At 70.9% G+C, this 213-nt stretch carries 1 pseudogene; it reads right to left on the reverse strand.

Annotation, left to right across the window (positions count from 1 at the left end):
- A pseudogene (locus IEZ12_RS34665) lies at positions 1 to 213 on the reverse strand (IS5/IS1182 family transposase); the annotation flags it as partial.

Genomic DNA, 213 nt, shown 5'->3' on the forward strand with positions numbered 1-213 from the left:
TCGGTAGCGGTTGGCCAGTTTGTCGAACCTGGTTGCCACTGCCCGGAATTGCTTCAGCTTGGCGAAGCACCGTTCGACGACGTTCCGTCCCTTGTAGGCGGTCTTGTCGAAGGCCGGCGGGCGCCCGCCGCGGCTCGCGCGGCGGGCGCGGCCGGCGATCTGGTCCCGGCGTTCGGGGATGGTCGCCTTGATCCGCCGGCGCCGCAGCAGCCG

Source organism: Kitasatospora griseola, assembly GCF_014648555.1.
Classification (GTDB): domain Bacteria; phylum Actinomycetota; class Actinomycetes; order Streptomycetales; family Streptomycetaceae; genus Kitasatospora; species Kitasatospora griseola.